This window comes from Rhizobium sp. FG113 (assembly GCF_057809895.1).
On sequence record NZ_JBMDKV010000001.1, the window covers coordinates 1,218,911 to 1,243,737 of the forward strand.

Here is a 24,827-nt window from a genome sequence, read left to right on the forward strand (position 1 = left end):
GAGTCACCTAGAGCCGGCCGGCGATGTCGCGCGAGAGAAACTGGCCGAAACCTTTCTCGACCACCGCTTGCCCATCGTCGAAAATCACCTTGCCGCGCAAGATTGTCGTCACCGGCCAGCCCGTCACCTCGATACCTTCATAGGGCGTGTAGTCACTGCCGTGATGCATGAGGGATTGCGTCATGGTCACCTTCCTATCCGCGTCCCAGAGCGTGATGTCGGCATCCGAGCCGATCGCGATCGTGCCCTTTGCCGGATACATGCCGAATAGCTTGGCGTGATTGGTCGAAGTCAGTTCAACGAAGCGTTGAAGCGAGATCCGCTCCTTCCCGACGCCTTCGGAAAAAAGGATCGGCATGCGGGCAGCCACGCCTGGAATGCCGTTCGGCAGCCAGCGGAATGATGTGCGCCCCTTCGGATTTGATTTGCCTTCGGCGTCCTCGTAACGAAAAGGGCAGTGGTCGGAAGAGAAGGTCTGAAAGGTGCCGTTGACGATGCCGCGCCAGATCGCCTCTTGCGATGCGTGATCGCGCGGCGGCGGCGAGCAGACGTATTTCGCGCCGGAATGGTCCATGTTGAGACCCTTCAGATGATCGGCCGTAAGCACCAGATATTGTGGGCAGGTTTCCGCGTAGACCTTGATGCCCCTGGACCTGGCCCACTCAATCTGCGCCATCGCCTCTTCCCCCGAGACGTGAACGATCATGACCGGGACATCGACCAGTTCGGCGTGCGCGATTGCCCGATGGGTTGCCTCCCTCTCCACCACTTGCGGTCGGGATTCGGCATGATAGTAGGGCGCGGTCTTGCCCGCCTGCTCCAGCTTGTCGGTAAGAAACTTGATCTGGTCGTAACCTTCGGCGTGGATCATCACCATTGCGCCGTACTGTCGGGCGATGCTCAACACTTCGAGGATTTCACGATCCTTCAGCACCAGATCGTCATAGGTCATGAAAATCTTCACCGACGTGTAGCCGTCGGCGATCAGCGCCGGGAGTTCCTGGCCGAGCACGGCGGGCGTTGGATCGCTGATGATCAGATGAAAGCCGTAGTCGAGCAGCGAATTGCCATCTGCCTTGGCGTGATAGTCCGCCACGGCTTCGCGCAGCGATTGACCCTTTCGCTGTAAGGCATAAGGAACGATGCAGGTATTGCCGCCAGCCGCAGCGCTGCGGCTTCCCGTCTCAAAGCCATCCGCCATGACAATTCCCTCGCCTTGGTACTGGTCGAGATGAACATGACTATCGATACCACCGGGCAGCACCAGCAGACCCGTTGCATCGATCTCTTGAATGCCCTTCGGCAGCCCCCGGGCGAGTGCGACGATCTTGCCGTCCGCAACCCCTATGTCGCTGCAAAATGTGTCGGCCGCCGTGACAACGGTTCCGCCACGGATGACAAGATCGAATTTCGGTTCCATTCAGGCCTCCGGATGCAGTTCGTGATATTGGCGGTTCAGGTAGATCAGGCTGGTCACCTGCGAGCTGTTTTTGACTGCCAGAACCTCGGCAATCATGATGGTGTGGGTGTTTACCTCGAGAGCCTGGACGATCCGGCAGTCGAAAGACACAATCGCGTCTAGAAGAACAGGCGCGCCGGTTTCGAGAATTGCCCAGCGGCCGTGGTTGAAACGATCATCCATTTCCAGCTTGCCTACGCCTGAGAACACGCCAGACAGCTCCTGCTGACCGGCCGAGAGCGTATTGACGCAAAAGACGCCGTTTTGCTTCAGCGGGCCGTTTTGCAGGCTGCGGCGGTTCATGCAGACCAGAAGTGACGGCGGCGTATCGCTGATGCTGCAGACAGCGGTTGCCGTAAAGCCAAGGCGCCCCGCGGGCCCGTCGGAGGTGATGACGTTCACGGCAGCGCCGAGACGGCACATGCCATCCCGGAACGCCTGCATGGATACGGTAACGTCCTCCTGGAGCTCGGTGAAATTGCCGGATCTGGGCATGGACGTCAGTATCCCGGCTGCGTGATGCCGTGGCGGGCGGCAAATGCCTTTGCGACGTTAATATCGGTAAGGGCCGGCACGATGCTTTCCGGATGCGGGAAGCCATAATAATACGCGTCGGCCGCCCGCTCGTCGGCCCTGGCCGTATCCAGCACAATCTGCGTTGCCTCCGACGCAGGCTCAAGAAAGATCCGGGTGAGATCGCAGCCTCCGCGACCATATTTTTCCCACATGCCGAGATTGACCTCGGTCATCCAGATTTCGTCGAAAGCGGCGTCGCCGTGGCGCGCGATTTCCTGCGCGAGATATTTGGCGCTGCGGCTGGCGAAGTTCCCGCCCTGGCCGCAGATCGGGTCGAAGGTGATGGCTGTGTCGCCCACCGGCATAATCAGACCGCCGGAGGGCAACCTTCCGAAGGCCTTGCGCACGGTCGGCGGGAACCGCCCAACCAGCCAGCCATGCGGATCCTCATCGACATATTCGATGTCATCGACCATGTCGTGTTCCCACGGCGCGAACTCGCGGATGATGTTGCGCGCATGTTCGGTTACTTCCTGCCCCGAGGTGCTGCCGCCAAAGCGGTCCATGCGGCTTCCCTCGCGCGCTTCAAAGAGAATGCCGTAGGTCGGGCCCGAGGTCTTGTGGTTGTAGGGAACCCAGAAATACTCACCGGAATCGGCGAAGAAGTCGAATTTCGTCGAGCTGTAAGGCGTACGTTCGGAAAACCACTCGCGTACATGACGGCCGGACTTGCTGCGCACGATCGTCATCGCCAAATTGCGCTGCGGACGATCGTAGACGCTTCGGTATGGATCACGCGGAATAAGCCTGCCAAGATCCGCCTTGCCGGCAGCCAGAACCGTGAGGTCGCTTTCGAGCGCGATCTTGTCGGCGCGTTCGGGCGTAACGCTTTCGATCACCAGCCTGCCGCCGATGCCTTCGAAATCCTCAAGCCAGCGATGAATCCGCATGCGCTGGTCTATCGCACCGCCGCTGCGGCCGTATTCGATCCGGCCTTTCATGACGGTGGCCTGGGGGTCGCTCGGGAATCGGGCACTCTCGAGCAGCACCCCTTCCGCCGGGAACATGCCATCAGACCAGAAATCCATGCCGAGTTCTCGCTCGATGTCGATAACCTCGGCATAAAGGCAGGCGGTTCCGGTCGGCGCTGAATGATACAGCCATTGGTCCGGCGTCTTGTCGGAGTAGAGCGTAACGTCATAGCCCTGCTTCACAAGCGCATAGGCCAGGATGCAACCCGCCTGCCCGGAGCCAATGATCGCGATCTTTTTCATTCTTAGTTCCCCTTGTTGCGGCCTTATTGGCCGGTTCAGCTTGAGTTTTTGTTCCGGCTCAGCCGCTCGACGGAGTCGACGATCATGTCGCAGAACTTCGGATGGTCGAGCGTCATCGCGACATTGTGGCGGAAATCGACCTGCTCCGCGGCCGTTCCCCCGAAATGATGCATGCCGCCCATTTTTTCGAAGTTGCACACGGTCATCCCTCGGGTCCAGCGCCCGGCGGTTTCCACACGAATATCGGCCTTTTCGGTCGAAAGGACAGTGGGATCGATCAAGGCAGCGACACAGACTGCGTCATGGATAGCGGGATAGGCAATCTGCAGGAGGTCGCCATGCGTCGTCGCGATGAAAGCCCAGATGTCCAGGATGAACTTGCTGATCGACCCGTCGATCGCGCGCACCCTGTCCTGGAGCTCCGGAGTGGCCAGTGCCTGGGTCTGCGTCAGATCGAGCCCGACCATGGTCACATCCCAATTGGCGCGGAATACGACATCGGCGGCTTCGGCGTCGGCATAGATGTTGAACTCCGCCACTGGCGTGATGTTGCCGCGCGTATAGGATCCTCCCATCCCGACCACACGTTTCACGCGCTCGACGATGCGCGGCTCCTTGCGGACGGCGAGTGCGATATTTGTCCAGGGGCCCACCGGCACGAGTGTGACGGTCTGGGGTTCGTGCTCCATCACGGTATCGATGATGAAGTCGACGGCGTGGCGCTTGTCGAGGTCGAAGGAAGCCGGCGGCAGTTCCGGGCCGTCGAGACCCGTTTCGCCGTGGATCTCGATGGCCAAAACCTGCTCGGCGACGATCGGACCGCGCGAGCCCTTGGCGACAGGCACCTTGATCCCGTAGGCAGTACAGGTGGACAGTGCATTGCGTGTCGTGTTGTCGACATTGTGGTTGCCGGACACCGTCGTTATCCCAAGCAGGTCTATCGCCGGATTGGCCGCCGCCAGCAGAATGGCGATGGCATCGTCGTGTCCAGGATCGCAATCCAGAATGATTTTTTCCATGAGAGTCTCCTTCACCTATCGTTTTTTATGAATTGTATCAGACGGTGTATCCCGTCTTTGAGTGTCACCGCCGGCTCGTATCCGAGCACCCGCCGAGCGGCATCGATGCTGAGCAGGCCGAGGGTAATGTCTTCCGGATCGGCACCTTCATCGAGACGGATGTCGGCACCGGGGATTGCTGCGCGAATGATGTCGGCAGCCTCATCGATCGGCGGATTGATGCCGCCGCTGAGGTTGAAGATGCGCTCCGAGGGCGCTTCGACGTCGAGTGCCAGGATCAGGCCGCTGGCGATGTCGTCGACATGCACCCACTGCCGCGGAAAGCCCTGGCCATAGGGTAGGTGCGTCGTCTTTCCTTCGAGTGCATTGTCAATCATCAGCCGCAGCACACAAGCCGTCCTGCGCCGAGGCCCATAGACGCCCGCAATGCGCAACACGATCGCATCAAGGGCGTGCTCCTCGACATAGGAGAGCACCACCGCCTCGCCCGCCACCTTGCTGGAGGCGTAGCACTGCCGCGTCAGCAGTGGGTTGCTCTCCTTGATATCGTCCTGTGGCTGGTTTCCATAAACAGTGAGCGACGAGCAGAACAACAGCCGGCAAGGGTGTCCCAGCGCGGTACGCTGGCGCGCGACCTCCGCAACGTCGATCGTGCCACCAATATTGGTGTTGAACAAAGCGGCTGGATTGTCACGACCAAGCATCGGGCCAGAGACACCGCCGCAATGAACGATGGCGTCGACCCCGAAGCGTGCAGCGAGTTCATGGAGCCTGTGCTGGTCACCGATTTCCAGTGCGTAGGCATTTTCGGTTAGGGTTGCGACATCGGACACCGTTCGATCCACGGCGATGACCTTACGTCCGGCACTCGCGAGCCTTTTCACGATTTCATAACCGATCAGACCGTTGGCGCCCGTTACGAGGATCGAATTACGCATTGCATGCTACTCCCAATATGCCGGTTCCAAGCGGACGCGGACTGTGTGCCGGTCACGTGATGTCGAAATTCCAGCTACCATGCTTGTTCCTCGTCCGGGCGCTGCGGATGCCGACGATGATCAATGCAATAACAGTGACGACATAGGGGATCAGCTGCAACAGCTGCGGGGCGACACCCGTTACCTCCGGCAGCCTGATCGAGAGGGCCGAAGCCAGACCGAAAAGCAGCGCGACAACCGCCGTCGCAAAGGGATTTCCCTTGGCAAAGATGATCGCGGCGATCGCAATCAGACCACGGTCATTGGTCATCTGCTTGGCGAATAGCGACACATAGCCAAGCGAAAGATAGGCGCCGGCAAGCCCGCAGAAGAAGCCCGAAGCAAGCATGGTCTCGATCTTGATGCGGTCGACATTGACACCGGCGGCGGCGGCGGCAGCTTCTGCCTCGCCGACAACACGGACACGCAAGCCCCAGCGCGTCCTGTAGAGAACCCAATAGACAACCGGGATCGCAAGATAGGCGACATAGACCAGCAGCGTGTGACCGCTGACGATAGGCCCAATGAACGGGATATCCTTGACAACAGGAATGTCGATCGACGGAAAGGTCGGGATTTCGTTGGAGGTAAACATGCCGTCCTGGCCAAAGATACCTTCCAGAAGCAAAGCCGTCAGGCCGTAGGCGATAAAGGTTACGGCGATGCCGGCGATGAAAATATGCGCCCTGAACCGGAGGTTGAAGGTGACCAGAAGGGCCGCCAGAAGCATGGAGCAGATGACCGCGGCGAGGATGCCGATCGTTAGGCTGCCGGTCGCATAGGCGAAGGCCACGGCGGCAAAGGCGGCTATGATCATGAAACCATCAAGCGCGATGTTGAGAATACCCGCCTGGAACGTCAGCAGACCACCAAGGGCTGCCAGCACGAGCGGTGCGGAAATGCGAAGGGCGGAGAAGGCAAGTTCTTCGATCATGTCAGACCTCCTGAGTGGCAGGTTTCGGCTCCGCGGGTGTCGCGGCGGCTTTTTGCTTGATAACGGCAGGCCTGCGCCGCCACGTAAATTTCGCAGCGAGGACAAGAACCACGATGAACTGAAGGACCTGAACGAAATACTTGCTGAGGCCCGTGGTCATCTGCAGTACGGCGCTTCCACCGTTCAACGTTCCGAACAGGAAGGAGGCGGCGATCACACCGAGCGGATTGGAGTTGGCGAGCATGGCAACCGCGATCCCGTCGAAGCCGAAGCCCGGCGAAAAATTGTCGTAAAAGGAGTGATACTGACCAAGCACCTGCTCGACGCCAGCAAGCCCAGCCACACCGCCGCTTATCATCATCACCCAGAGCGCATTCGCCTTGACGTCGATGCCACCATAATGGGCAAAACGGGGATTGAGGCCAATCAGCTTCCAGATGAAGCCGCGCACCGTCGTCGCGTTGAAAACAAGGAAGACGATGCAGATCGCAAGGCCCAGAATGATCCCCGCATTGAGCTGTGAATATATGGAGAACGACGGAAGATAGGCCGTCTGCGCGATATCAGGTAGCTTGTTTGTCGGGCCAGGCGCCTTCAGGGCTTTCGTCGAGACGTAGCCCGTCAGAAGCAAAGCAATCGGGTTAAGCATCAGGCAAACGACGAGTTCGTTGACACCGAGATAAACGCGCAGCAACGCCGGAATCGAGGCCCAGAGCAGGCCACCCAGAAAGCCGAGCAGGATGCAGAGCGGCAGGTGAATAATGGTCGGAAGACCAACCAATGCATAGCCCGCCACACCGGCAAACAGCGCGCCAATCAGCATTTGCCCCTCGGCACCGATATTCCAGAGCCCGGCGCGGAACGCGATTGCGACCGACAGCCCGGTGAACAACAACGGCGTCGTCATCTGCAGGGTAACCGAAAGGTTCGGCCAACCCGACAGCCCCCCTTCGAGCAGCGTCCAGTAGACCTCGACAGGATTGCGTCCGAGCAAGGCGATCAGGATTGCGCCCACCACGAAGGCTATGACGACCGCGACCACGGGGGCGATTAATGGCAACGCCAGCTTTTTTATCAGGCTCTTTTGATTTTCCATGTCGCTCACCCGTCGTTTGTCTGTACGGCCTGCGTGCTCGTTCCCGAGCCCGTCGAGGCGGTGTCTGCATGCGCGTCTTCATGAAGACCGCCCATGTACCGACCAATTTCCTCGTAGCTGGTCTGGTCACTCGAGAGATCAGCAACGATCCGGCCGCGATACATGACGACGATGCGGTCGGAGAGCGCGATTACCTCATCGAGATCGGCGGAGACGACAAGGACAGCCTTGCCGGCGTTGCGCATGGAGACCAGCACTTTGTGAATGGATTCAATCGCTCCGATATCGACACCTTGCGACGGTTGCTCGGCAATGATGAGCCGAGCCTCGCGGCTCAGCTCGCGGGCGATCTGGATCTTTTGCTGATTACCGCCCGAAAGCGAACCCGCCGTGGCGAACATGCCGCCACCGCGCACATCATAGGTCTGGATCAGCTTTTGAGCGCGCTCCTGCGCGCGGCGCTGCGACAAGAAGGGACCGTTCGAAACCGCCGGCAGATGGCCGATGGTCAGGTTCTCCCAAAGCGGACTTTCAAGCGACAGGCCAAGACCGCCGCGATCGACCGGAATGTAGGCAAGACCGGCTTCGCGAGCCTTGCGAGGGTCTGCCGACGCCGCCACCTCATCGATCGCGATCATCCCGGAGGCTGGTGAGCGAAGGCCCGCGATGCATTCGACCAGTTCGTCCTGGCCATTGCCCTGGACACCGGCCACCCCGACGATTTCGCCGGCTCGCACGGTAAGCGAGAGATCATCGACCGCTCTTTCTCCGCGATCGCCGAAGGCAACGAGATTTTCGACTTCAAGTATCGGCTTGCCGACGTCTCGGGCCGCCGACTTGTCGACTCGCAGCAACACCGAGCGGCCGACCATTTCGTTGGCAATATCTTGTGCCGTGACATTCTTGTTGTCGAACGTGCGCATGATCCGGCCGCGGCGCATGACCGAAATTCGATCAGAGACGGCCAGGACTTCCCTGAGCTTATGGCTGATGAAAATGATGCTGCAGCCGCTGGCCGCCAGTGAGCGCATGGTATTGAAAAGCTCGCGCGTCTCATTCGGCGTCAGCACCGCAGTTGGCTCGTCGAGGATAAGAATTTCGGCGCTGCGATAGAGGGCTTTCAGGATTTCGACGCGCTGCCTGAGACCGACGGGCAGCTTGGCGACGATCGCCTGCGGATCGAGCTCAAGATCGAACCGACGGCTGAGTTCACGGGTCTCGGCCTCCGCTCTGGCGAAGTCCACCCTGCCCGCCCCTTTCATGGGCTCCGAGCCGAGGATGATATTCTCCGCGACGGTGAACGACGGAGACAGCTTGAAATGTTGATGGACCATGCCGACGCCGGCGCGGATGGCCTCGGCCGGGCCAGAAAACTGGACATTGCGGCCGCGAAGGCGAATTTCGCCGCTGTCTCGCGCGTGAATACCGTAGAGAATATTCATCAGCGTCGACTTGCCGGCGCCGTTTTCGCCGACCAGGGCATGGATCTCGCCCTTGCGTATGGTCATGGAGGCATTCTCGATGGCGACGAGTTCTCCGAAGGTCTTGGTAACGCCTTCAATGACCAGGATTTGGTTATTGGCCTTATTGGCCTCTGGACTGTTTTCCGAATGGGCTTGCGACATGACGCCTCTCCTCTGGCTAATGTCTTTCATGCCTGGGGCACCACAGCGACACCCCAGGCATTCTGGGAGGCTTTACTTTTCCGACGGACGGTCCATCGGCGGGGTACCCATCTGCTTTGCGGACGGATCGAGGTCGATATAGTTCGGCACGACGATCTCGCCGGAGATCACCTTCGCCTTAAGCTCGTCCATCGTCTTCAGCGTTGCTTCGGAGATCAGACCCTTGTTGTTGTCGTCCATCGAAGCTTCGACACCGCCCTCCTTCAGGCCGTACTGCTTGTTGACGCCGCCCTTGAAGCTGCCGTCGGTCACCGACTTGACGATGTCATAGGCAAGCACATCGACGCGCTTCACCATTGAGGTCAGGACCGTGCCCGGCGCCCTGCCGTTCTGGTTGGAGTCGACGCCGATGGCGAATGTCTTGGTGCTCTTGGCCGCGTCGATGACACCGGCCCCCGTCAGGTTGGCAACCGCGAAATTGACATCCGACTTCGCGCTGACCAGCGCCAGCGTATATTCCTTGCCGGCGGCTGGGTCGGTGAAGGAACCCGAGTAGCGCTCGAGCACGTTGATGTCGGGCTTCGCCATCTTGGCGCCGTAGTAATAGCCGTTGAAGAAGCGATGGATGACGGGAATGTCCCTGCCGCCGACGAAGCCGATCGTTCCGGTCTTCGATGTCATGGCAGCGGCGATGCCGACGATGAACGAGCCTTCCCAATCCTTCGCGACGGCGCCGACGACATTCGGGGCAATCGGATCGGAGCCGACATCGATGATCCCGAACTTCTGATCAGGAAACGCCGCTGCTGCCGCCTTCATTGGCTCGATCATGTCGAACGAAGCGCCGAGAACGAGATCGAACTTCTGGCCGGCGGCCCGGATCAGCGACGATTGCATGTCCGAGACAGCGCGCGGCTGGATGACGACGAATTCGATGCCAAGATCAGACTTCGCCTTCTTCAGGCCTTCGTTGATCATGTCGTTGAAGGAGTGATCGCCCAAGCCGCCTTCGGCCGTCACGAAGGCGACGCGGGTTGCGGCCTCTGCGATTGTCGTCAGGACACCGAGCGATAGAGCGGCGCACAGGATTGCAGTCTTGAAGATTCTCATGATTGATCCCCAGTTTGATATGAAAACTTGCAGGTGTTCCGTTGTCGTTTATTGAAGTCGTCCTGCGAGTTGATACGATCATAGTTTTCTTCGTATTTATTTGTCAATACGAAAATTGAGACGACAGCTAGCCGACCTTCGCCCGGTCAGGCGCAACGGGCGCAAATACTTCCGACAGCATCGCGATGAACGGTTCGCGCTTGGCATGGAACGCAACATGGCAATTTGGAGCTCTCGTGGTGCGTTTCTCGTGATCCACGACGGTCCGGCCAATCGTGTATTCACCGAGCGTTTCGATAACGACGTTCACATGCTTTGTTTCGATGATATCGCGATCGACGAGCGCGGCTACGCAAACGGCATCATGCACCGGCGCCGTCCGCGGCGTGCCGGTCGGCTGGGTTTCCTCATAGCCATTGATCCGGTGCTCGATGATATCGGCCGAAGCTTTGGAGGCAGGGCTGCCCAGGGCCCGCAGTATCTCGCACTGCTCTCTCGAGACCAGCGCCTCATGCGTTGCATCAAGCGGCACGAGTGTGATTTTGCGGAACGGCGCCCGAAATACCTGCGCGGCCGCTTCCGGATCGGCCCAAATATTAAATTCGGCGGAAGGCGTGATGTTAGACTTATTGACGGCACCGCCCATAATGATCAGTTCGGCGCAGTTTTCCGGGAATTTCGGATCGATTGCGATGGCTGCAGCCAGATTGGACAGCGGACCGACGGCGACCAGGGTGATCATCCCCGGCTGCTCGGCAAATGCCTGGCTCAAGAAAATGGGCGCTGACAAGGCCTTCTTAGTCGAGGTTGCCGGCGGCAGCGGCAGCACCGCCATATGGACTTTCGGATCACGCTTTGTTGCCCGCGGCGTCGGGAAATCGTCGCGCACGATCGGATGGCTGAGACCTTCGTAGACCGGGACATCGCTGCGGCCGATCCAGTCCAGCGTCCGCAGTGTGTTGTCCGTGCAGTTCTCGACAGGGACATTCCCATTGACGACCGACACGGCGACCAGATCGAGATCAGGATGCAGCCCTGCCAGCATGATGGCGACTGCATCGTCGGTTCCGGTATCAACATCGAGGATGAGTTTCTTGCGCATTCATTTGCCTCCGCAGATTTTCGATGACGAGCCCGGATTGGAAATGCGGGCTTTGCACGACAATAGGAGGACGGATTATTTTCTTAGTCAATACGATATTTTATATTTTCGTATCAAACTTTATCGCCAAGTTGAATTTCTGTTGAGCGCTGCTCAATCGTCAGATATATCAAACAGTATCGAGACCAGGGGTGATTTCATGGCAAAGAAGCTACAAACCGGACCGTCCGCCGCCGAGGCGCCAGAGGCGGCGAACTCCATCGATCGCGTGCCGGACGAAATTTACGATACCGTCGTCAACGCAATCCTGGACAGGGCACTCGATCCCGGCACGAAACTCCCCGAAGAGGTCTTCTGCACCCATTACGGCGTAAGCCGGACGATCGTCCGGGTTGCGATCCAGCGATTGCAGCAAGACCGCCTCGTCGACGTCCAGCCCTACAAGGGATGTTTCGTGGTTGTCCCCGACCTCAAGGAGGCAAGGGACATCATCGCAGCACGCAAGGCAATCGAGCCGTACATCATCAGGCGGCTGGTCGAGATCGCCACGGACAAGGATGTCGCTGAACTGAAGTCGCATGTCGATGCAGAGGATGCCGCTTATCATCGAAATGACCACCGCGAGGCTCTGAGGCTTTCGGGGCAGTTTCATGTCCTGCTAAGCGAGCTCGCCGACAACGGCGTCCTTGCCGTGTACCTGCGCAACCTCATATGCCGTTCCGCCCTGGTCATCGCGACCTACAGCGACGTTACGGCGTGCTGCAAGGCGCACGACCACCGCAATTTGGTTCAGCTCCTGACCGCACGCGACACCGCTGCCGCCATGAGCAAGATGGAGCGGCACCTCGATGACATCGAGCACGACCTTCTCCAGGACGAGAAACCGGAAGAAAAGCCGAGCCTTGAAAGCGTGTTGGTCAAATATTCCAAGTCCGCCGCTTCGGCCGCTCCCAAGAAGCCAGCAACCGTTAGGGGATGAACGCATCATGACATTAAGGGGCCGGAACGCACTGGTGATCGGTGGCGCTGTCGGCATTGGCCGGGCAGTATGCATTGCATTTGCGCAGGCGGGCGCCAACGTCGCCTTCGCTGACCTTGGCAAGGAGGATGACAAGGCGTCCCTCCTGGCCGAACTCGAGGCCCTGTCAGTCCGGGCCGTAGCACTGGAGGTCGACGTAACCGACGAGATGTCGGTGGCTGGAACCATACTGCGGACCCTGGAGAGCTTTGGGCACATCGACATCCTCGTCAATAATGCCGGCATCACCAGCGCGGGTGCCCCGATCCACCAGCAGGACTGGGACGTCTGGTCAGCAATCTTTGACGTCAACGTGAAGGGCGTCGCCTACGGCATGAAGCATGTCATCCCGCATATGCTGGAACGCGGCTACGGTCGGATCATCAACACCTCTTCGCAGCTCGCTCACAAACCGGTCGGCAGTCATGGCGCCTATTGTGCGTCAAAGGCCGCGGTGACCGCTCTCACCGCAAGCGTGGCGCAGGAGGTAGCGGGATCAGGCATCACCGTGAATTGCGTCTGCCCCGGCATGACCAACACGGCGATGCTCTGGGTCGGAGGGAAAGAATTTGTCAACGCGAAGCTTGCCGCCCTGCCGATTGGACGCGCGGGGGAGCCGGAAGAGGTTGCGTCAGCCTACGTGTATCTTGCTTCAGACCTCGCCGGCTTCTTCGTCGGTCAAAGCATTTCGCCAAATGGCGGAGACGTTATGTGGTAGACGATCTCAACCAACGCCTTGCCTTTCTCCTTGAGGTCGACCGGCTGAAGCTGGTCGATCGTCAATCCAAGGTGGCAGGCGGTCAACGGCGCGAAAACTCGGCCGAACACTCCTGGCATCTGGCACTCTTCGCTCTCATACTCGGCAAGGACCGGCCGATCGATTTGCTGAAGACGCTAACGATTCTGCTCATCCACGACCTGGTGGAGATCGATGCAGGCGATACGCCGCTTCATTCCAGCAACAGGCAAGACGAGATGGAAGCCGAGAAAGCAGCGGCAAAGCGCATCTTCGGTCTTTTGCCGCCTGGCGATGCCGCGGATTGCCTTGCATTGTGGGATGAGTTCGAAACCGGCAATAGTGCTGAAGCCGTTTTTGCCCGGGGGCTGGATCGACTACAACCCCTTCTCCTTAACCTCGTCAACGAGGGAGGAACGTGGGCAGAGAACAGCGTCGGCGAGCAGACTGTCATGGAGCGGTACGGACCCGCGATATCGACGGCCTTCCCTGATGTATGGCCTATCATTGAACAAATGGTGCGGCTTCACTTCGCCGGACGTCAGCCACCGGTGGCCTGAGCCGAAACTGCCGCCCCACCTCAGCCCGAATGCGATGTGATTGGGCGCCGCAGCACGGTTCACTTGCGGCAGCGATATTGTTGAGCCCAAGAATGGACTTCCTGGACGATGCGGAGACGCACGATTTTCGTTTGCGACCGACAGTCCGCCGAACGCCAGTATCGCGCGCCTCCCAACTTTTCAGCACATCTCAGATTGAACAAGCCGGATTTTCCGGCCAATCGTTAATCCTGAGCGACGCTGGCTGCAGCTTTCTCGATCAACTCGGCGACAGCCTGCGGCTGCGATACATAGACCGCATGGCTACCCTTTATTTCGACTGTGGTGCTGCCGGCTCGTTTGGCCATGAACCGTTCGAAATCGGGGTTGATCTTGTGATCTTCCGTTGCAACTGCGTACCAGCTCGGCTTTGAACGCCACGCGGCTTCGGTGACCGTTGCAGCAATTGCCTTCTCGTTGATCGGGACCTGCGAGATGGCCATGAAGGCTGCATCCGCTTCCGGCAGATCGGCCGCGAAATCGTCGTGGAACGTCGCGGGATTGAGCGTCAGAAAGCCATCAGCGCTCTTCACCACATTGTTCGTTGCGGGCGGAAACTTGCTGCGCGTCTCACCGATCTTCTCATTCGCGTCGGGCGCGAGAGCGGCGACATAAACCAGCCCCTTGACCTGCGGAGCGCTTCCGGCCTGCGTTATGACAATGCCGCCATAGCTGTGGCCGACAAGCACAACGGGACCGCCGGCCTGGCTGATAGCCCGCGTCGTCGCCGCCACATCATCGCTAAGCGACGTCTCAGGCTCTTGCACCACGGTAACCTTGTAACCGTCCCGCTGAAGAATCTCCGCAACACCGCGCCAGCCGGATCCGTCGGCATAGGCACCGTGAACCAGCACGACATTCTTGACGGGCTCTGCTGCCTGAACCTGTGCGACAGCAAGGGTGCAACTGCCAACAGCGGCGAGGATGGAAAGTAAGCGTTTCAAGATCATGCCTTTCGTTTGTACGTATGCCAAAAAAACCCGTTGAAGGGATGTGTCGCCGCACGCGACGGCGGACACATGAGGCAATTCGGCTCGCAAGGCGGATACGTTACAGTCGTCACACGCTTGTGATCGGCAGGCTCTCTTGGCCCGTCAGATATGTCGCCGGGAAAGGTGAGGCTTCCGGCACAGCATCACATGACGAACCGATGGGTGACCGCGCGGCGACAAGGCCGCCGAAGCGGCGAGCGCTAGGCCTGTAGAAACTCAGGCGAAACAGACGCCCCGCTTCTCGTTGACATGGTCAGGTTCGCAAAGCCGCCGCTTGCGACACGCATGCTTCAACGCGATGCCGCGCATTGTCGAGGAGGCGTTTGAAGACACCTTTGTCGTCGAGTGCGCGTGACAGTACCAGCGCCCCCTGTATTCCCGAGACCACCTCTTCCGCCATCATGACGGCCTCGACGCGTCCTGCGCCAGCTCGCACAAGCGCGCCCGCCAGAGCGTCGATCCAGCGAACGAAGTAGGCGGTAATCGCGCCGGCGTAGCGTGACCTTGTTTCGTCCAGCGCGAAGGCGCCGACGAGGCACACCCGGCCTCCCGAGTGGAAATAGGCCTCTGTATTGCGCCACATGGCGGTGATCGCGGCCGACGCATCGTCCTCGCGCAGCGGCGCGTAGACTTCACGTTCGAACCAGCTGTCGACCTCCTCCAATACCGCTGCCGCCATCTCCTCCTTCCCACCCGGAAAGAAATGGTAGAGGCTGCCCTTGCCAATGCCGGTGCGCGCGGTGATGCGTGTGAGCGTGGCTCCCTCATAACCAAGCTCGCGGAAAATTTCCGCAAGCAACGGCACCACATCCGCACGCTCGTATAGTGTCTTCAACAGATCGAACTTTCTTCCTGAAGATTAAGGTCAGAACTCCATCAGGACAGGGGTTTTGACCTTAAAGGCCGAGATCGGAGAGACCTGGATGATCGTCTGGGCGACGGCCGAGAGCCCAGTGAAATTTCCGCTCCGTCTCGCTGATTGGCATGTCGTTGATGCAGGCAAATCGACGTTGCATCAATCCCTCCGCATTGAACTCCCAGTTTTCGTTTCCATACGACCGAAACCAGCTGCCGCTGTCGTCATGCCACTCGTAAGCAAACCGCACGGCGATCCGATTGCCGTCATGTGCCCAGATCTCCTTGATCAGCCTGTAGTCCAGCTCCCTTGCCCATTTACGGGTAAGGAAAGCCACGATCTCAGCCCGGCCGTTGACGAACTCAGCGCGGTTTCGCCATTGGCTGTCGGGCGTATAGACGAGCGACACCTTTTCGGGATTACGGCTATTCCATCCGTCTTCCGCCATACGGACTTTTTGGGTGGCGGTTTCGAGTGTGAAGGGGGGCATCAGACCAGACACGGCAATCTCCTAGATGAATTTGTACCCATCGGTTTTCATTGTACCGATCAGTACAAAATTGGCAAGAGGGGCGGGACTCGCAGCAGCGGTTATCGATCCGATCGCCGCGAGATAGAATCGATGATGGTTGAGCCGGCAGCACCAAACTGACTACGCGCGCTTGCCTTCAGAGCATCGGCGATCTTTTCCGCCACCGTTGTCGGCACGATGCAGGAGATTTTCGGATGCAGTGCATCTTCTACAACGTATCGTCACCGAACAGCGGCGCCGTAATCTTTCCGCTTCTCGCGAAAATGGCTCGGGGAAGCACCGATCACGCGCTTGAACGCGCGACTGAAGGACGCCTCGGAATCGTAACCGAGTCGTTCGGCGACAGTTGCCACTCGCTGCCCCTCGCGCAGCCATTCATGGGCCTGGTGCATGCGCATTCGCGCCACGTAACGCGCCGGCGTCTCGCCGACGACGCTGACGAAGCGCTGGGCGAAGCCGGAGCGCGATGCGCCCATGTGGCGCGCCAGTTCGTTCACGCTCCAGTCGTGCGCGGGATCGAGGTGGATCGCGGCCAGCACGCGCCCGACCTCCGGGTTGCGCACGGCGGCAAGCCAGCCGCTCGCGTCGCCGCAGCCATGCTCCACCCATGTGCGGATGATCGTCGCCGTCAGCACGTCGGCAAGGCGCGAGAGGATGCCGCCGGCGCCCACCCGGTTCATCTCGACCTCGCGCATCATGGCGTCGAGAAGCGGCGGTATCGTCGGCTCGCTCTTGGCAAGATCGCTGGTGCGCATCACATCGGGCATCAGGTTGAGGAGCGGATGACGCTTGTCCATATTGAAGCGCATGACCGCGAAAAAGATTAGGTTGTTGCTGTCGGTGCATGGACATTGCAGGTCGACGATGCCATCGCAGAGCGGCTTGCGCGGCAGGCAGTCGACCGGCGTCGGCGAAATGCCCGGCTCGCTCGCGATCACATGCGCGTCGCCGCGCGGTAAGAGCACGGCGTCGCCGGGGCGCATCTCCATCCACTCGCCATCGGGTGCCTGCAGATAGGCGCTGCCCGCCGCCAGGAAGTGAAATCGCGCTTCCGCCTGAGCCGGATAGGCCGTGGCCCAGGGCGCCGACGGCTGGCAGCGACCATATTCGACGCCATCGAGCCGCAGCCCGCGCAGCATCTCGGTCAATGGATCGGTCATCATGGCCTCCGACAGGTTTGGACGAATTGTTATGCTTTATAGCTTTTCCAGCATGGAAACGCCAGACGCTAAGGCGTAGCGTCGCGGCAGAATTTACGGAGATGCATATGAACATTCACTCGGAGATCAACCATCCAGCCGTGAAGGGCGAGACACCTGCCGCATGGGCAGGCGTAGTTTCGCTGTCGCTTGGTGTATTTGGGCTCGTGACGGCGGAATTTCTACCCGCGAGCCTTCTGACGCCGATGTCGCATGACCTTGGCGTCAGCCTCGGCGCGGCCGGTCAATCGGTGACCGCCACCGCCGTGGTCGGCGCGCTGGCGGGGCCGGGCATCGTGCTTGGCACAGCCCGCTTCGATCGCCGTTACACGCTGCTCGCGCTCACAAGCCTGCTCATCATCTCGAGCCTGATCGCCGCCACGGCAAACGGGCTGGTGACCTTGCTGCTGTCGCGCGCGCTGCTCGGCGTCGGGCTGGGCGGCTTCTGGGCGATGTCGCTGGCGCTTGCCATGCGCCTGGTGCCGGAACGCCTGATGCCGCGCGCCATGGCGATCGTGATGACGGGCGTGTCGGCCGCAACCGTCTGTGCCGCACCTGTCGGCGCCTGGGTCGGCGAGGCGTTCGGCTGGCGCGCGGCCTTCTGGATCGCCTCCGTGCTTGGCGTCGTCGCATTCCTCGTCCAGGCGTTCACGCTTCCGGCCATGCCGCCGACAAGTTCGGGCGGCCTCGGCACGATGGCCCAAGTCTTGCGCCGTCCGGCCATCCGCCTTGGCCTCGTCACCATTCTCTTCGTCGTCGCCGGTCATTTCGCAGGCTTCACCTTCATCCGCCCGTTTCTTGAAACGGTACCGCATTTCGGCGTCGAGGCGATTTCCGGCATCCTTCTCGCCTTCGGCATCGGCGGCTTCATCGGCAACATCGCCGGCGGCCTGATCGCCGAGCGCAACACGACTCTTGCGATTACGCTTGCCGCCTCAGGCATTGCCGTCACCGCCTTCCTGCTTGCTTTCGCCGGTGAAGCGCCGGCGCTGGCCGCCATAGCCACAGCCCTGTGGGGCTTTGCCTTCGGCGCATTGCCGGTCAGCGTGCAGAGCTTCATCACCGAGGCCGCCGCCGACGAGGCCGAGAGCGCAGGCGCTCTCATGCTGACGACGTTTCAGGTCGCGATATCGAGCGGCGCCGTGCTTGGAGGACTGATCGTGGACGTCCATGGCGCGGCGGGCGTCTTTGCCTTCGCCGGCGTCGCGGCCCTGCTCGGCGCCACGCTGATCGGCGTCGCCAGCCGCCGCAGGGTGGTCGCCGCGGGCTGATAATGCCGGATGCCTAGGCCCCGCACGGCGACGAACCGCGCGGGGCTTTAGGTTCTTAGACAACCACCCAAGCAAGCATTTCCTTCATCTGTGCAGCGCACGGGAATTGTGGCATAGTTGCCCCATGGCGATACATGTCTTGGCAGTCCATCGCGGCACGGTCGGGACGGAAAAGGGGGCGGGCGGTTCGCTTGCGGCCGCCTATTCCGTGGGCATCTTCTGCTGGCTGCTATCATCAGGCGTCTATATCGCCGCCAAATGGGTCTCTCCCGAGATGCCCCCCTGGGCACTTTGCTTCTGGCGCGTGTTGATCGCCTGGGCGATCCTGATGCCGATCGTCTACCGGCATTTCCGCGCCATGATCGCGCTCGTGCGGGCGCGAGGTCTCGAACTGCTCATCATCGGCGGCATCGGCCTTGCGATCTGCCAGGGCCTGATTTTCGTCGGCCTCGAACATGCCGACGCAACGACCGCCGGCATCATCATCGCCCTGATCCCGATCATCACCATGATCCTTGCCCGCTTCATTCTGGCCGAGCCGATGGGACGCTTTCAGGTGATCGGATCGATCCTCGCCTTTGCGGGCATCGTGGTCATCATCATCAAGGGCAGCCCGGCCGCACTTTTGCGTCTCGACTTCAATCCTGGGGAATTGTGGATCGTCGCCGGCGCCTTCTGTTTCAGCCTCTACACGGTCCTGCTTCGCAGGGCGAAATTCGATGTGAACCGCCTTGCGCTACTGGTGCTGCTACTGGGCGCCGCCGCGCTGACGGCGCTGCCCTTCTACCTGTATGAGCTCGCCTCCGACGAACGCTCGACGCTGAACGCCAGCGGCCTCATCGCGCTCGGCTATGTCGCGATCCCCGGCGGCGCGATCATGTATTATCTCTTCAATCGCAGTATCGAAGCCCTGGGCGCGGCGCGGGCGGGCGTGCTGCTTTACATCCAGACGATCTTTATCGCCGTGCTCGCCTACCTCATCCTCGGCGAACAATTGCAACGCTATCATCTCGAAGGGGCGGCACTCATCGTCGCCGGATTGCTTCTCATCATCCTGCTGAAGCCTCCGACCAGAGCGGTGACGGCGAAAGCCTGAGGAGCGCGCAATGGGCGCAAAACCCTCAGGTCTGAGCTCTGCGTGATCCTCTTCCCGCGCGAGAGACGACGCCTCGATCCAGCCCGCAAACGCGCTCACAAGGACCGTTCTTCGCGATCATATGAATCTCCCATGCCAACGCCACGGACGCGTGGCCGCGAAGCCAAGCAAAAACACATTCCTTCTGCGTAGATCGTCCAAGGGATGGGCGCCGCGTCCCTAATGTGGGGGCGGGCCGTGGCCGCTCATTGACAAGACGTCAACGCGGCAAATATCTCGCGGAGCTTTTCATTGATGGAGAGGCAAGATGCGCCTGAACATATGGACTGCGTTTGCATTGGCTTCCTTGATGGCGCTGACGGCGTCGCCACCAGCGCCGGCCTACGCCGTGACGGTCAACATTCAAGTTGGTTCCGATCTCAACTTCGGTCGCGCGATCAGCTGCAGGCAAGGGCAGCAACTCCTTCAGAACCGCGGTTTCCGCAATGTGCGCCGCGTCGATTGCAGGGGCCGAACATTCATCTACCACGCAAGACGCGGCAGCAGCGATTTCGAGATTGCCTTGAGCGCCCACACAGGCCGCGTGATCCGCATGACCAGGCTTCGCCGATAGGCGTCCATCAGCCTGAGCTTCATCGGAGCCTGCCATCGGGTTCGCTGGGCGCGCCGAGGATTTCCGCCACCCAGCGTGTCGAGGAAAAGCGTGCGCAGAAGGTGAGGATCGCGATCGTGATCGGGACGCCGATGAAGGCGCCGAACACGCCCCAGACGAACGACCAGGAAAACACCGAAAACAACACCAGGAACGGCGACATCGCGAGCGCGTAACCGGCAACACGCGGTTCGATATAACTCCCGATGACGAATTGTATGATATTGAGCCCGGCGAAGATGAGGATGGCGGCCTCCGGCGATCCGAATTGCGCCAGGGCGTAAGCGCTTGGCAGCAACGTTGCCACGAAGGGCCCCATGAACGGGATGTAGTTCAACGTAAAGGCGATGACGCCCCATTCGGCGGCGAAGCGTAGCCCGAAGAGCGCGGAAAGCACCCAGACGAGCGTGCCGGTGGCAAGGCTCATGACGGTCCGTACGGCCATATAGCGCCGCAGCTTGGCTGCCGTCTGCAGCGCGCCGCCGATGATTGCGTCCGCCTTCTCTTCACTCAGTGCCTTTCGAATATTGCGCGCGACGGCCTCTGTATCGAGCAACCCCAGGAGCACATAAACGACCACGACGATCCAGAAGGAGATCATCGTGTTCAAGCGGGCGGTCGCGCCCTGCAGTACGCGGAGCAGCGAACTGAAGTTGAAATAGTCCGCCCAGACGCCGGCGATGACGATGCCGTGCCCGTCGAGCCACTGAACGAGATCGCCATAGAGCAGCTGGAAGCGAGCAGCATCGCTGACGACAGAGCGGCCGATGCGGCCGAAGCCCCAGGCGGATATGGAGGCAAGAGCGATGAAGACGCAGACGATCACGGCGACCACCACCGCAAGCGCCAACAGCTTGGGGAGAGCCCGCTGCAGGCTCTGCTGAAGCGGCCAGACGAGACCGATGATGAAAAGCGCGCCGGCAACGGGAGCGAAGACGCTGGCAGCCATCCGGAGAACGCACAAGACCGCTATCGCAGCAAGGATCGCCAGGAGAGTGATAACCGCTCGGCTATTCATCCAGTCGACATCCCCTCCGATTGCCTTCGAGCAACCATCCTCACAAATATGATTGGGCGGGCAATCGGTTGCCTGTCCCAAAAGCATGCCTGACGTCTCTAATCTGCGTGATGATGGATTGCTCGCAGCTGCCCGCCGTCCTGCCGACACCTAGGTGAACGGCCATATCCGCGGAACCAGGAAGACGGCCACGATGAAGAACCATGCCATCAGGGGCGTACCGAGTTTCCAATAGTCGCCGAACCGATAGCCGCCCGCGCCCATCACCATCATGTTTGTCGTCGTCGCGATCGGCGTCATGAAGGATGCCGATCCGGCGATGCAGAGGCTCATCAGCACCGGATGCGGCTGGATATGCATCGCCGCCGCAGCCGCCATTGCGATCGGAATGACCAACATCGTCGTCGCCGTGTTGCTCATGACCTGCCCCAACACGGCCGTGAGCACGAAGAGACCCGCGACCAGAGCGCTCGGTCCGGCCGAGCCGAGCGCGGAGACCAGTTCGTCGGCGACGAACTTTGCCGTGCCGGATTGTATCATCGCCGTTGAGATCGGCATCATCGCGCCGATCAGGATGACCGTCGTCCAGTGCACCGCGCGATAGGATTGCTCCACCGTTATCGCGCCGGAAGCAACAAGCACGCAGGCGCATAAAATGCCCGCGACGGCGGGTGGCACGATGTTCGATGCCAACATGACGACAAGCCCGATCAGTGTCGCCACGGCGACCTTGGCGCCCGGACCCATAGGCACAGCGTGGCGGCGAACGAGATCGGGAGAATCGACCACGAGCACATCGGGATCATCCAGGCGCAGATCGAGCGCTTCCCAGCTTCCTTCGAGGAGGATCGTGTCGCCGGCCTTGAGCTCAGGCCTGGCATAGTCAATTTCCGCGCCGCCGCGATGCACCGCCAGGACGACGAGATCGCCGCTCTCGGTGGCGAGGCCCGGAAACATCGACTGCCCGATCAGCTTGGATCGCGGCGGGATCATCACCTCGGCCAGGCCGGACCTGCGATTGAATGCGGTGCTGCCGCCGACCACAGGTGTATCCTCGCGAACGGCAAGATGGAGCCGCGCGGCAACCTCGGCGACAGCCTGGGCGGTGCCGCGCACGAGCAGGTAGTCATCGGCAATCATGGCCCTGTCCCGAACCGGAAGGCCGGATGCGGTAACCTGGACGGCCATCACCTGTATGTCGCTCGCGGCACCCAGATCGATCTTGTCAGTGCGCAGCCCAACGAGAGGTGAGTCCCGGCGAACGCGGAGCCGGAAAAGCCCGTCTTCAAGGCCATAATGTTCGACCAGCGTCTGGGCGTGGCCGCTAAAATCGGCGGGCAGCAGTGCATTCGTCTGCTGGGGAAGCAGATACTTGCCCAGCACCAGGACAACAAAGACGGTTCCCGCGAGAAGCGGAACGCCGACGAGGGCGAACTCGGTGAAGCCGAAGCCATCAAGCCCGGCATCTTCAAGCGCCTCCGAGACGAGAAAATTCTTGGGAGCGCCCGTCAACAAAAGGTTCGCCCCGGCATGGGCGGAGAAGGCCAATGGCATCAACAGTTGCGCGGGCGACTGGTTTAACCTGACCGCCGCGAACACCGCGACGGGTATCAGAGCCGCCACTGCCCCGCTGCCGCTCAGAAGCGACGTCAGGCAGCCGACAGCAATCATGAGAACGAGCAGAAGCCGGCTGCGGTTGTTCTGGCCGGCGAGCGTGATGAGCGCTTGTCCGCACCACGCGGTAACGCCGGTTCTCTCGAGCGCTGCGCTGACGATGAAGAGGCTGGCGACGAAGAGGACGGCGCGATCGCCGAAGCCGGCCAATGCCTGATCCAGCGTGACGAGCCCCGCAGCCCATAGCGTAAGCGCCGCCGCGAAGGCGACGGCGATTACGGGCAGCCTGTTCCATGCAAAGAGAACAATGGTCGCTAGGATGATGATGCAGGTCGTCTGGATCGGGGTCAAGCAGGACCTCCCCGCCTAGCGCCCTGGTATCGATGAAGCCTCCCATGCATGGCTGCGTTACGAGGTCGCCGCTGGCGCCGTCTTTGCTTCTGCCTGCGCCGCGGACAGCGCTTCACGCAATTCGGCTTCCCTGGTCTCGTCGAAGGACGTCTGCAGAAGCTCGCCGCCAATGCCCTTGAGATCGGCCAGCACCTTGTCAGCAGTCATTTTGCGCACGAGCAGGAAGAGCCCAGCCGTACCCGGCTGCAAAGCCGACGCGGCCTTCTTCATGAATTCGTCGTTGATGCCGACATCGCTGAGTTGGCCCGCAAGCGCACCGGAGGCAGCGCCTAGCGCCGTGCCGACCAGAGGCATCAGGAAGATCGCCCCGATCACCGTTCCCCACAGGGCGCCTGAGGCAGCACCGCGTGCAGTGAGATTGACCATCTGATTGAGCTTGATCTGCGCCTTCTCGTTCTTCACGACGACGACGGCGTCTTCCAGCTCGATGAGATATTCCTGCTGCAGCGACAGCACCTTCTGTCGCACCTCTTCGGCCTTTGCTTCCGTTGGGAACCCGATGAAAATCAGATCGCTCATGTCCGCACCCTTTTGATGAAAAGTCGACCGTCGGCGATACCCACGCACGCCCCGCACCTACGCTAGCAATTGCCGCGGCAATAATGATGCGCGGCGAATCCCAATATTGCGCCGGTCGTCCCATTTTCTGTCTGGACGTCTCATTGGCTGGTCGCCATGTCAAAGATCAGTATCGGCGCGGCAACCGCAAAGGTCGCGGCGGCGCCGATAGCATCGACCGCCGTCGTGGGCCTCGCAACATCAGCGTCCGAGATTTGCTGCCCCTGCACCAGCCGATCGCCGATCAGTCGAACGGCCTCGGGGCTGGTCGCGAATAGCGCGTGATTGACCCGATCGCCCGAACTCAATGCGCTCAAATCCAGCACCGTGACGCCCTGCAAATCCGAGAGGGCCTGGCGGTAGTCTTCCTGTGAAGGGTCGATGCCGCCAAGACGAGCGTCTCCGCGCGCAATGAACCGCGACAACCGAAGCGCCAAATCGTTGCGCGCAACGAAGATCGTGATCCTGGGGCGCTTCGGCCCCATATCCTCCACCTGCCGGCGAAAGACGCCGACATCCAGATCCGGGGAAGCGAGAATGAGGCTAGAGACTTTGCTCGGCACGCCGCCACGGCGCAGAGCGACCTGCCTGATCGCTTCAACCGTGAGCCAGGCGCCCATGGAATGGGCGAGCACCACCACCTCGTTGATCGATTGGCTATCGATCGCTGCCTCAAGCAGGTTTGCCAGATCCGATCGCGAGTAGGATGCGTTATCAAGGTCGCGCTTGTAATCGAGAAACCGCCCGCGCGACGGCCATGAAAACAGGATCGGGACAGCATCCGCATCGGAATCGTGCACGAGTTGCGCAAAGCGAAAAACCGCGCGATCGAACGTCGTGCTGTAACCATGGACGAAGACGAAGGCGCGCCGTTTGTGGGCGCCTGGAGCACGAAACGCGGCGGCGACATCTTCACGCTTGATCGGGATTACCGATGTCGCGGCGAAGGTCCGCTCGGGATCGCCGGGAGAACGGCGCGGAAGTTCAAGCGTGCCGGCCTTTCGGTTCGGCGGAACTGCAATCCTGATCCGAGTGTACGACACGGATGCGCCCCGTTCACCGCCATAGAGTACCGCCGGGTCCTCGACCGGTGCCCGCGTCGTCGCTGCGATGAGCGTGATCTGATCGGCGTCTTTTGCAGGGCGGGTTAGGTTTAAAAGCCC

The 24,827-nt window shown here is 60.6% G+C and carries 24 protein-coding genes; 6 read left to right on the forward strand and 18 right to left on the reverse strand.

Annotated features, from left to right (window positions below):
* Positions 1 to 7: 7 nt before the first annotated feature.
* From hydA to ACODTZ_RS05445, 10 genes are all read right to left on the reverse strand, one after another.
* Positions 8 to 1,420, reverse strand: a complete 1,413-nt coding sequence (hydA, locus tag ACODTZ_RS05400) for a dihydropyrimidinase (protein ID WP_489024302.1) — start codon at positions 1,418 to 1,420, stop codon at positions 8 to 10.
* Positions 1,421 to 1,954, reverse strand: coding sequence for a flavin reductase (locus ACODTZ_RS05405; protein WP_489024304.1), 534 nt, complete (start codon positions 1,952 to 1,954; stop codon positions 1,421 to 1,423).
* Between the two features lie 5 nt (positions 1,955 to 1,959).
* Positions 1,960 to 3,249, reverse strand: coding sequence for a styrene monooxygenase/indole monooxygenase family protein (locus ACODTZ_RS05410; RefSeq protein ID WP_489024305.1), 1,290 nt, complete (start codon positions 3,247 to 3,249; stop codon positions 1,960 to 1,962).
* Positions 3,250 to 3,284: 35 nt separating this feature from the next.
* The gene (locus ACODTZ_RS05415) at positions 3,285 to 4,268 is read right to left on the reverse strand and encodes a nucleoside hydrolase (protein ID WP_489024307.1); all 984 of its coding nucleotides are present in this window, start codon (positions 4,266 to 4,268) and stop codon (positions 3,285 to 3,287) included.
* A gap of 11 nt (positions 4,269 to 4,279) precedes the next feature.
* On the reverse strand, positions 4,280 to 5,206 hold the full coding sequence (locus ACODTZ_RS05420) for an NAD-dependent epimerase/dehydratase family protein (RefSeq protein WP_489024309.1): 927 nt from the start codon (positions 5,204 to 5,206) through the stop codon (positions 4,280 to 4,282).
* Positions 5,207 to 5,258: 52 nt separating this feature from the next.
* On the reverse strand, positions 5,259 to 6,179 hold the full coding sequence (locus ACODTZ_RS05425; protein ID WP_047511308.1) for an ABC transporter permease: 921 nt from the start codon (positions 6,177 to 6,179) through the stop codon (positions 5,259 to 5,261).
* A 1-nt stretch (position 6,180) separates the two neighbouring features.
* A complete protein-coding gene (locus ACODTZ_RS05430) occupies positions 6,181 to 7,275 on the reverse strand; it encodes an ABC transporter permease (RefSeq protein WP_489024311.1) in 1,095 nt (364 codons plus the stop codon).
* A gap of 5 nt (positions 7,276 to 7,280) precedes the next feature.
* Positions 7,281 to 8,900, reverse strand: coding sequence for an ABC transporter ATP-binding protein (locus ACODTZ_RS05435; RefSeq protein ID WP_489024312.1), 1,620 nt, complete (start codon positions 8,898 to 8,900; stop codon positions 7,281 to 7,283).
* A 72-nt stretch (positions 8,901 to 8,972) separates the two neighbouring features.
* Positions 8,973 to 10,010, reverse strand: coding sequence for a BMP family lipoprotein (locus ACODTZ_RS05440; protein ID WP_489024314.1), 1,038 nt, complete (start codon positions 10,008 to 10,010; stop codon positions 8,973 to 8,975).
* Positions 10,011 to 10,137: 127 nt separating this feature from the next.
* Entirely contained in the window at positions 10,138 to 11,112 is a 975-nt protein-coding gene (locus ACODTZ_RS05445) for a nucleoside hydrolase (RefSeq protein WP_489024316.1), read from the reverse strand.
* On the opposite strand from ACODTZ_RS05445, the gene ACODTZ_RS05450 reads away from it, so the two are divergent.
* Genes ACODTZ_RS05450 through ACODTZ_RS05460 form a run of 3 tightly spaced genes read left to right on the forward strand, consistent with a single transcriptional unit; the run spans position 11,105 to position 13,426 of the window.
* Positions 11,105 to 12,091, forward strand: coding sequence for a GntR family transcriptional regulator (locus ACODTZ_RS05450; RefSeq protein ID WP_489024317.1), 987 nt, complete (start codon positions 11,105 to 11,107; stop codon positions 12,089 to 12,091). The two genes, ACODTZ_RS05445 and ACODTZ_RS05450, sit on opposite strands and share 8 nt — an antisense overlap.
* 34 nt (positions 12,092 to 12,125) lie before the next feature.
* A complete protein-coding gene (locus ACODTZ_RS05455; RefSeq protein WP_489024319.1) occupies positions 12,126 to 12,848 on the forward strand; it encodes an SDR family NAD(P)-dependent oxidoreductase in 723 nt (240 codons plus the stop codon).
* Complete coding sequence (locus tag ACODTZ_RS05460) at positions 12,842 to 13,426, forward strand: HD domain-containing protein (protein WP_489024321.1); 585 nt, start codon at positions 12,842 to 12,844, stop codon at positions 13,424 to 13,426. The genes ACODTZ_RS05455 and ACODTZ_RS05460 overlap by 7 nt, the downstream gene beginning before the upstream one ends.
* A 224-nt stretch (positions 13,427 to 13,650) precedes the next feature.
* Here the strand turns inward: ACODTZ_RS05460 and ACODTZ_RS05465 are convergent, their stop codons facing one another.
* From ACODTZ_RS05465 to ACODTZ_RS05480, 4 genes are all read right to left on the reverse strand, one after another.
* Positions 13,651 to 14,409 (reverse strand): alpha/beta fold hydrolase, encoded by a 759-nt coding sequence (locus tag ACODTZ_RS05465; protein WP_489024805.1) that lies wholly within the window; start codon positions 14,407 to 14,409, stop codon positions 13,651 to 13,653.
* A 301-nt stretch (positions 14,410 to 14,710) separates the two neighbouring features.
* On the reverse strand, positions 14,711 to 15,292 hold the full coding sequence (locus tag ACODTZ_RS05470; protein ID WP_489024322.1) for a TetR/AcrR family transcriptional regulator: 582 nt from the start codon (positions 15,290 to 15,292) through the stop codon (positions 14,711 to 14,713).
* Between the two features lie 61 nt (positions 15,293 to 15,353).
* Positions 15,354 to 15,815, reverse strand: coding sequence for a nuclear transport factor 2 family protein (locus tag ACODTZ_RS05475; protein WP_489024323.1), 462 nt, complete (start codon positions 15,813 to 15,815; stop codon positions 15,354 to 15,356).
* Positions 15,816 to 16,066: 251 nt separating this feature from the next.
* A complete protein-coding gene (locus tag ACODTZ_RS05480; protein ID WP_489024325.1) occupies positions 16,067 to 17,005 on the reverse strand; it encodes an AraC family transcriptional regulator in 939 nt (312 codons plus the stop codon).
* A 107-nt stretch (positions 17,006 to 17,112) separates the two neighbouring features.
* Between ACODTZ_RS05480 and ACODTZ_RS05485 the strand changes: the two genes are divergently transcribed.
* From ACODTZ_RS05485 to ACODTZ_RS05495, 3 genes are all read left to right on the forward strand, one after another.
* Positions 17,113 to 18,315 carry an MFS transporter gene (locus ACODTZ_RS05485; protein ID WP_489024327.1) on the forward strand — a complete coding sequence of 401 codons (1,203 nt, stop codon included), beginning with the start codon at positions 17,113 to 17,115 and terminating at the stop codon, positions 18,313 to 18,315.
* Positions 18,316 to 18,439: 124 nt separating this feature from the next.
* Entirely contained in the window at positions 18,440 to 19,411 is a 972-nt protein-coding gene (locus ACODTZ_RS05490) for a DMT family transporter (protein ID WP_489024328.1), read from the forward strand.
* Positions 19,412 to 19,718: 307 nt separating this feature from the next.
* On the forward strand, positions 19,719 to 20,024 hold the full coding sequence (locus ACODTZ_RS05495; RefSeq protein WP_489024329.1) for a hypothetical protein: 306 nt from the start codon (positions 19,719 to 19,721) through the stop codon (positions 20,022 to 20,024).
* Positions 20,025 to 20,043: 19 nt separating this feature from the next.
* Here the strand turns inward: ACODTZ_RS05495 and ACODTZ_RS05500 are convergent, their stop codons facing one another.
* From ACODTZ_RS05500 to ACODTZ_RS05515, 4 genes are all read right to left on the reverse strand, one after another.
* Positions 20,044 to 21,081 carry an AI-2E family transporter gene (locus ACODTZ_RS05500; protein WP_489024331.1) on the reverse strand — a complete coding sequence of 346 codons (1,038 nt, stop codon included), beginning with the start codon at positions 21,079 to 21,081 and terminating at the stop codon, positions 20,044 to 20,046.
* Positions 21,082 to 21,231: 150 nt separating this feature from the next.
* Complete coding sequence (locus ACODTZ_RS05505; protein ID WP_489024333.1) at positions 21,232 to 23,046, reverse strand: SLC13 family permease; 1,815 nt, start codon at positions 23,044 to 23,046, stop codon at positions 21,232 to 21,234.
* A gap of 57 nt (positions 23,047 to 23,103) precedes the next feature.
* Positions 23,104 to 23,625 (reverse strand): DUF1269 domain-containing protein, encoded by a 522-nt coding sequence (locus tag ACODTZ_RS05510; protein ID WP_489024335.1) that lies wholly within the window; start codon positions 23,623 to 23,625, stop codon positions 23,104 to 23,106.
* Between the two features lie 140 nt (positions 23,626 to 23,765).
* Positions 23,766 to 24,707 carry an alpha/beta hydrolase gene (locus ACODTZ_RS05515; protein ID WP_489024337.1) on the reverse strand — a complete coding sequence of 314 codons (942 nt, stop codon included), beginning with the start codon at positions 24,705 to 24,707 and terminating at the stop codon, positions 23,766 to 23,768.
* Between the last annotated feature and the right edge of the window lie 120 nt (positions 24,708 to 24,827).